Annotated in this window: 8 protein-coding genes; 6 read left to right on the top strand and 2 right to left on the bottom strand. The window is 42.5% G+C overall.

Annotation, left to right across the window (positions count from 1 at the left end):
- The first annotated feature begins 204 nt into the window (after nt 1-204).
- The 6 genes from ABYK33_RS12895 to ABYK33_RS12870 all read left to right on the top strand — a co-directional run bounded on the left by ABYK33_RS12895 (nt 205) and on the right by ABYK33_RS12870 (nt 5,144).
- Nucleotides 205-1,134 carry a hypothetical protein gene (locus ABYK33_RS12895; protein ID WP_373033676.1) on the top strand — a complete coding sequence of 310 codons (930 nt, stop codon included), beginning with the start codon at nt 205-207 and terminating at the stop codon, nt 1,132-1,134.
- Between the two features lie 123 nt (nt 1,135-1,257).
- On the top strand, nt 1,258-1,596 hold the full coding sequence (locus ABYK33_RS12890) for a DUF3465 domain-containing protein (RefSeq protein WP_373033675.1): 339 nt from the start codon (nt 1,258-1,260) through the stop codon (nt 1,594-1,596).
- 140 nt (nt 1,597-1,736) lie between these two features.
- Nucleotides 1,737-3,275 carry a DUF1254 domain-containing protein gene (locus ABYK33_RS12885; protein ID WP_373033674.1) on the top strand — a complete coding sequence of 513 codons (1,539 nt, stop codon included), beginning with the start codon at nt 1,737-1,739 and terminating at the stop codon, nt 3,273-3,275.
- 116 nt (nt 3,276-3,391) lie between these two features.
- Entirely contained in the window at nt 3,392-3,811 is a 420-nt protein-coding gene (locus tag ABYK33_RS12880) for a DUF2267 domain-containing protein (protein ID WP_373033673.1), read from the top strand.
- Between the two features lie 394 nt (nt 3,812-4,205).
- Entirely contained in the window at nt 4,206-4,640 is a 435-nt protein-coding gene (trxC, locus tag ABYK33_RS12875; protein ID WP_373033672.1) for a thioredoxin TrxC, read from the top strand.
- A gap of 177 nt (nt 4,641-4,817) precedes the next feature.
- Complete coding sequence (locus ABYK33_RS12870) at nt 4,818-5,144, top strand: hypothetical protein (RefSeq protein ID WP_373033671.1); 327 nt, start codon at nt 4,818-4,820, stop codon at nt 5,142-5,144.
- Between the two features lie 63 nt (nt 5,145-5,207).
- Here ABYK33_RS12870 and ABYK33_RS12865 read toward each other — a convergent pair whose 3' ends face one another.
- Both ABYK33_RS12865 and ABYK33_RS12860 read right to left on the bottom strand, forming a co-directional pair.
- The gene (locus tag ABYK33_RS12865; RefSeq protein ID WP_373033669.1) at nt 5,208-5,444 is read right to left on the bottom strand and encodes a hypothetical protein; all 237 of its coding nucleotides are present in this window, start codon (nt 5,442-5,444) and stop codon (nt 5,208-5,210) included.
- 102 nt (nt 5,445-5,546) lie between these two features.
- On the bottom strand, nt 5,547-6,284 hold a 738-nt coding region (locus ABYK33_RS12860), incomplete at its 5' end, for a protein adenylyltransferase SelO family protein (RefSeq protein ID WP_373033668.1).

Raw genomic sequence — 6,284 nt, 5'->3', positions numbered from 1 at the left:
GGTTTTTATGCGAGCAGACCACCGTATGAAGTGCATGGCCCATTTGTGGCAGATGGCGATGTTGTGATTCTCGAAATGTCCTATCCAAGCCAATCCGTCACAAAGGGATAACAAACCAAAGGAGACCAATCAAAAACCCGCGGGCGGCTTTTTGATTGCTAATTTTAAACGTTATATATACATTATAAACACAAAGGAAGAGTTATGAGAATAGCATTTCTAATCGTCGCAATTTATGCCACTTTATATGCTGATGTGTGTAGTGATGATATTAAAATACGAATAAAGTCCGTCGATAATGCTATGCTTGGTGTTTTTATGATGCGTGGAAGCAACAAGCTTCGCTATATGACACATCTAGTCCTCAAAAAAGGGAATAATGTTCTCTATGATGCTTCTATGTCAGATAGTATGCTTTCATTTCAAGATATCAAGTTTTTCTTCAAGAATACAAATAGTATAAAAAACATAGATGCTATTGTCACCTTCAACACTGGCGAACAAATCAAATGTTCGAAGCCAATCAGGCAGAGGGTCCTCGAACAAATGAAACTTCAACCTATTCCTGCTAGTGTAAAAGAAGACCATACGATAGTTGATTATCACATTACACATCCTGCACTTTGGGAAGCAACCAGTTTCGATGAAGCAGTCAAAAGACTCTATGGTACATCTAAGGTAACACATATAAGAAATACTGCATATACTAATTTTTATCCCCCAAAAGAGTCAAATACCACAGATTTTTTTATCGTCGGATGTGGTGAATATATAGATTTTTCAGTTACACCTGAAGTTGAGTCTATAATGGTTTTAGCCTCATATCGGACAAAAGTCGTTCAGTATGTAATTAGGATACCGGAGAATGATGGTTTTGGTTTTGCTGTTTCTCTTCCTTTTTCTAAATCTTATTCAGATAGGAAGCTTACAAATAAACTGAGATCTTTTACCACACCTAAAAGCAATTTCGGATCACCTAGCAGAGAATCAAACTCCACAATAGCTATTATCTATCGACTAAAAAATGGTAAAGTATTACGTCAGGATTTCAAGCCATATAGACCAGGATGTTGTGGAACAGAGCCTAATCTTGGAGTTATGCAAGTAGAGCTTATGGGTGGGGGAAGAAAATAAAAATGAAACAAAATCTTGAACAGCCCATTTATATAACAAACCAAAGGAGACCAATCAAAAACCCGCCTGCGGGTTTTTGATTGGTCATTTTAAACGTTATATGAAAATAGAATTGGAGGTTAAATGAAAAAAATATTGTTTATATTATTTATTAGTCTTGAAATATATGCCGGCACACAAATGTGTGGTTCTGGAACTGTAATTAGACTACTTAGCGATGACAACAAAGGTAACCGTCATCAAAGGTTTATAATAGAACAGGCATCTGGACAAACATTACTAATTGCTCATAACATTGACTTGGCACCAAAAATATATTCACTTAAAAAAGGTGGTATTATAAAATTTTGTGGAGAATACGAAAATAATGCAAAAGGCGGTGTTGTTCATTGGACACATCACGACCCACAGAAACGCCATACTGGTGGTTGGGTAGAATATAATGGCAAGAAGTACCAGTAACATATAACAAATACTAGGAGCACAATAGTTTCCCGCTACGGCGAAACTGTTGTTCAAGACAGACGTTATGGAGTGACGGTATCCTTCGATTCAGATTTCTGTAGCTTTAATTAATCCACATAAATTAGGAGAATTACATTATGAAAGATCTAAAAAGAGTGGGTAAAGGAATTCTTATTGCCTTCCTGACGGCCCCTTTTACTTCAAGCATCGTTAATGCAGAAGAAATTCCAAGTGGCTACAATACACCGATCCCTAGTTCCATAATGACACCCGACAAGGTTGAGACTCGCATTGGAACGCTTGAGTTCTTTGACGGTGTTCCGTCCGAAGAAACAGCAAAATTAACTCTCGACAACCTAGCCTTCCTTCGCGGTGTCGAGGTATTTCTCAACGGAGTACCTATGGCATCAATCCATGCACTGGTGGAGGGATATAAAAGTATAGGGGTCACAGAAGCAAACCACATGATCGTGACTGATAAATTGATGGACTCAAATCCACTATTTCTAACCGCTAACACCGATACTGTTTATGCATTCAGTTTTTTCGATCTGGAAAAAACCGGACCACTTGTTATCGAAGTGCCGCCGGGGACAGGTCCGGGAACCGTCAATGATGCCTTTTTCCGCTTTGTTGTTGATATGGGCATGCCGGGCCCGGATCGAGGAAAAGGTGGGAAATATCTGATACTCCCTCCAGGTTACGAGGGAAAGGAACCTAAAGGTTACTTTATTGCAAGATCACCAAGCTACATCAATCTATTCGTTCTTAGAGGTTTTCTTGTGGATGGTAAACCTGATGCGGCCGCGAAAATGTTCTCTGAACAGGTACATGTCTACCCTCTATCAGAAAAAGCCAATCCGCCCAAGATGGTTATTACTTCGGGATCAGGTATTTCATATAACACTATCCACGCAAATGACTTTAGTTTTTATAAAGAGATTGACGATGTGTTGCAAAAGGAACCGCTGAATTTTATCGATCCTGAGTTGCGCGGTCTATTCGCCAGTATCGGCCTACAAAAGGGGAAGGAATTTAAACCGAGTCCTGAGCTTAAAAAGATTTTGACCGATTCGGTGAAAGTCGCTAATGCCACTGCACGATCTTTGATTTTCCGTACTCCTCAGAAGGAGGCATACCTGTATGAAAACAGTTTCTGGAAGGTAGGCTTTATCGGTGGTAACCATGAATGGTTGAAAGACAACGGGGCGGGTGGGCGCTACCTGGATGCACGTACCTTGTTCTTCTATGGTGCGACAGTGAATACGCCTGCCATGGTACTTAAAATGGTAGGTCTGGGTTCGCAATATGCCATGATTACCCAGGACAGCGACGGTAATACTTTTGACGGCTCCAAAACCTACAAATTAAACATTCCCGCAAACGTACCTGCCAAAGATTTCTGGTCTATCGTGGTTTATGACCCTCAAACACGATCTGAATTACAAACCTCCAGCCCGTTTCCGAGCAAAAACAGTGTGAATGGAAATATGGCTGCCAATGCCGATGGTTCTATTGATCTCTATTTCGGGCCTGAAGCACCAAAAGGAAAAGAAAATAACTGGATAGAAACAGTACCCGGAAAATCCTGGTTTCCTATCCTTCGCCTTTATGGGCCCTTGGAACCATGGTTCGACAAGAGCTGGAGACCTGGTGAAGTCGAACTCGTCAAATAGTTCCTGCGCTCTATTCCTATTATTGAAAATGAGTTACGGAATTCTCCTGGGCATTTTCAGTTGAATGGGTAGCATATTGTTACCCAATAACAACGTTAGATTAACATGGAGTTTTTATGCCTGTACCAGCTGAATATGGACAAGCTACAGATGAGTTTTATAAATTCTTAGTCGATGCCCGTGATCTTGCGGATCTATGGAGCACTCATGTTACTTATACAATGACGCAGGGGGTTTTCCAAGTATTCCGCCGCCGTATCAGTATCAAAGAGGCCCTGGCATTTGCAAACATTTTACCAGTAGGGCTGCGGGCGCTTTTTGTAGCAGACTGGGATACCGAAGAGCCCATAAAATCATTTGAAGATCGAGAAAGTTTAACCGAAGAAGTCAAATCCTTGCGTAAAGAACACAATTTTTCCACTGATAATGCAATAGATGTTATTGCCAAAACATTAAGAAAACACGTTGATGAAGCCGCTCTGGATAAACTCCTGCAAGATTTTTCAGTAGAAGCACGTGAGTTTTGGAAAGTATGATATTCCAAGAATCTAACAAATCACTGGAGACCAATCAAAAACCCGCGGGCGGTTTTTTGATTGCTCATTTTAAACGTTAACAAGCAAAAGCATAAAGCACCCTTGTCTTATATAAATGACCTGTTGAATGGAACTTAGGAATCTAAACCCGACCATATAGCACTTGGATGTTATGTTCAGGCGTCGAACTTTATTACACATTATTTATTGCGTGTATTGAAAGACAAAGCCTTGGCAATCTACGATGTACCGTTTCATCTTTCATAGTTTGAAAATTGCAAAGGACAGATTGTAGTCTCATAGGCCAAAGTTGATTTTTTCATTTTGCACGACAAAGTCAAATCCCACCGCGCTTCGGGGTGGCAAGACATTGAGACACAGGAGGCATAGCGTCATGGATAAGCAAAAAGTGGTCTGTCCCAATTGCAGTCAGATCAACATGATTCCCATAGAGGAGCATTACAACGAAGCCGACTGCACACACTGCAAGGCTTCGCTGCTGGAGACGAAACCGGTCGGCGTGGATGAAGCGGCATTTATCAAGCATATCTGGAACAGCGACATCGTGGTGGTCGTCGATTTCTGGGCGACCTGGTGCGCGCCCTGCCGCATGCTGGCCCCGGCATTCGAAGAGGCGGCCGCCGCCCTGCCGATGAAGGCCCGTTTCCTCAAAGTCGATACCGATGCGCAAAAGTTACTTGCAGCACGCTATAACATCCGCTCCGTCCCGACGATGATTCTCTTTAAAAACGGGTATGAGATCAACCGCAGAACCAGGGTGATGAGCGTGGAAGAGATCCAAAAGTGGACCGGGAAATACATCGTCTAATATCATGATGCAGATAATTGCCAACAAAGCGGTCGTGACCGATCAAAAACCCGCGGGCCGCTTTTATCTTGTAAACAACGGTAATATATGAATGCATATTAAACCAGCTTGTTCTTTTTGCCCTTTTTTATCTCATAGACCAACTTTTGCATACCTCCTGTTATGAGAGGCAGGAGGATGCTGATGCAATTAGATAGACTGGAACGATATTTTAATGACTACACCTACATCAAAAAAGGACATTATCCGGTAACTGACATGGTTGTCTTCTGGTACATGGGTGATGCGTGGACAGTAGCAAATAAAGAACAACAAATTGCTATTAGCGAAGGACTTCTGCGGTCAATCGAAGCAAAAGGCTTCGAACTTAAGCAAGAAGATGTTGAACGTCTTTTTGAGCTCTACGATCTTCGGGGTAAAGCAGCGCGTGGCGAGCTCCCGGACGAAGTAATACTCCAAGCGGCATTTACCGAGATCATAGAAAAACATCACTTATCGCACTGATTATTGTCTTACTCAAAAAAAGGGGACAGGTTACTTTTTCTACCCTCTGGATTGTTGATTTAATTATTTGACAGAACATCCCTTAAATGTGGTGCCGTAATAACAGCCTTGTGCGTTCAGTCGATCTAGTGCCTGTTCATAATTCAGGTCTGAGTCCTTGGTTAGTTCAAAGGTTTCAATAAAACCTTTGATGCCATAGCCATCGGGCATTTCAAGTTTCGCTATATCAGTACCGTGTTCAACTAAAACCCATATCGAAGCACCTGACTCTGCTGTAACATCATATTTATCGACTTTCATGTATTACCTTGTGACAATTTTATATAGTCTGATAATTGTATCAGAAAAAGGGGACGGGAAATTTCTCCCGTTTGATGAAGTGTATGCGTAAGTCTGTCGTCTTTAGGACGAACAGCTTACGTGGGAAATTCCGGCGATGTCGAAGAGTTGCGTCGGCTTTTTCGCATAGTATTTTGCTTCCATCTCTTTTGACTGTTCATCATAGGGCTTTGTCATCACTTCCTGCAGCTCTTCGATGAGGGAATAGTCACCTTTTACGGCGGCTTGATAGGCAGGGACAAGGAACCACTCCCGCAGGGTGTATTTTGGGTTCACGCTTTTCATCTGCTCCGACAGCTTCGCTCGGGCCTCAGGTGTTGTCACACCGATGCTCGATTGCCATTTTTCCAACCAAACTGACCAGCGCTTTAGCAGCTCCTCATTGTTCGACGTATCACCGTAGAAGCATTTTAGAAGTGGCGTTATCTCTTCGGGTAGATGCGAAAGTTCGCGGAAAAAGATCGTATAGTCGACGGATGTCTTGATCATCAGCATCATCAACTCATTGTAAAGCTCCGCATCAAAAGCCTCCAGCCCAAGTTTCGATGCCCACATCGCTTCGACCTGCTCTTGCATGGCTTCGGGAAAACCGTTTAAGATCTTCTCCAGCGCTTCTACCGCCATCGTGTCGGACTTGATCAGCGGATGAACGGCTGTACAGAACATATAAAAGTTTTGCATGGCAGCTTGGGGTTGATTGAAAAAAGAGAAGTGGTCACCGCCGCCCGTCCACGGTTGGTATTTGGGGTCAAACCTGTCGATAAACCCGAAAGGCCCGTAATCTAGGGTAAAGCCTCCCAG

The sequence above is a fragment of the Sulfurovum sp. genome (assembly GCF_041562805.1).
GTDB lineage: Bacteria > Campylobacterota > Campylobacteria > Campylobacterales > Sulfurovaceae > Sulfurovum.
This window is presented reverse-complemented; position numbering and strand designations above follow the sequence as displayed.

Coding starts and splice junctions, on each gene's coding strand:
- trxC (WP_373033672.1), top strand. CDS start 4,206: ATGGATAAGCAAAAAGTGGTCTGTCCCAATTGCAGTCAGATCAACATG.
- ABYK33_RS12870 (WP_373033671.1), top strand. CDS start 4,818: ATGCTGATGCAATTAGATAGACTGGAACGATATTTTAATGACTACACC.
- ABYK33_RS12895 (WP_373033676.1), top strand. CDS start 205: ATGAGAATAGCATTTCTAATCGTCGCAATTTATGCCACTTTATATGCT.
- ABYK33_RS12885 (WP_373033674.1), top strand. CDS start 1,737: ATGAAAGATCTAAAAAGAGTGGGTAAAGGAATTCTTATTGCCTTCCTG.
- ABYK33_RS12880 (WP_373033673.1), top strand. CDS start 3,392: ATGCCTGTACCAGCTGAATATGGACAAGCTACAGATGAGTTTTATAAA.
- ABYK33_RS12890 (WP_373033675.1), top strand. CDS start 1,258: ATGAAAAAAATATTGTTTATATTATTTATTAGTCTTGAAATATATGCC.
- ABYK33_RS12865 (WP_373033669.1), bottom strand. CDS start 5,444: ATGAAAGTCGATAAATATGATGTTACAGCAGAGTCAGGTGCTTCGATA.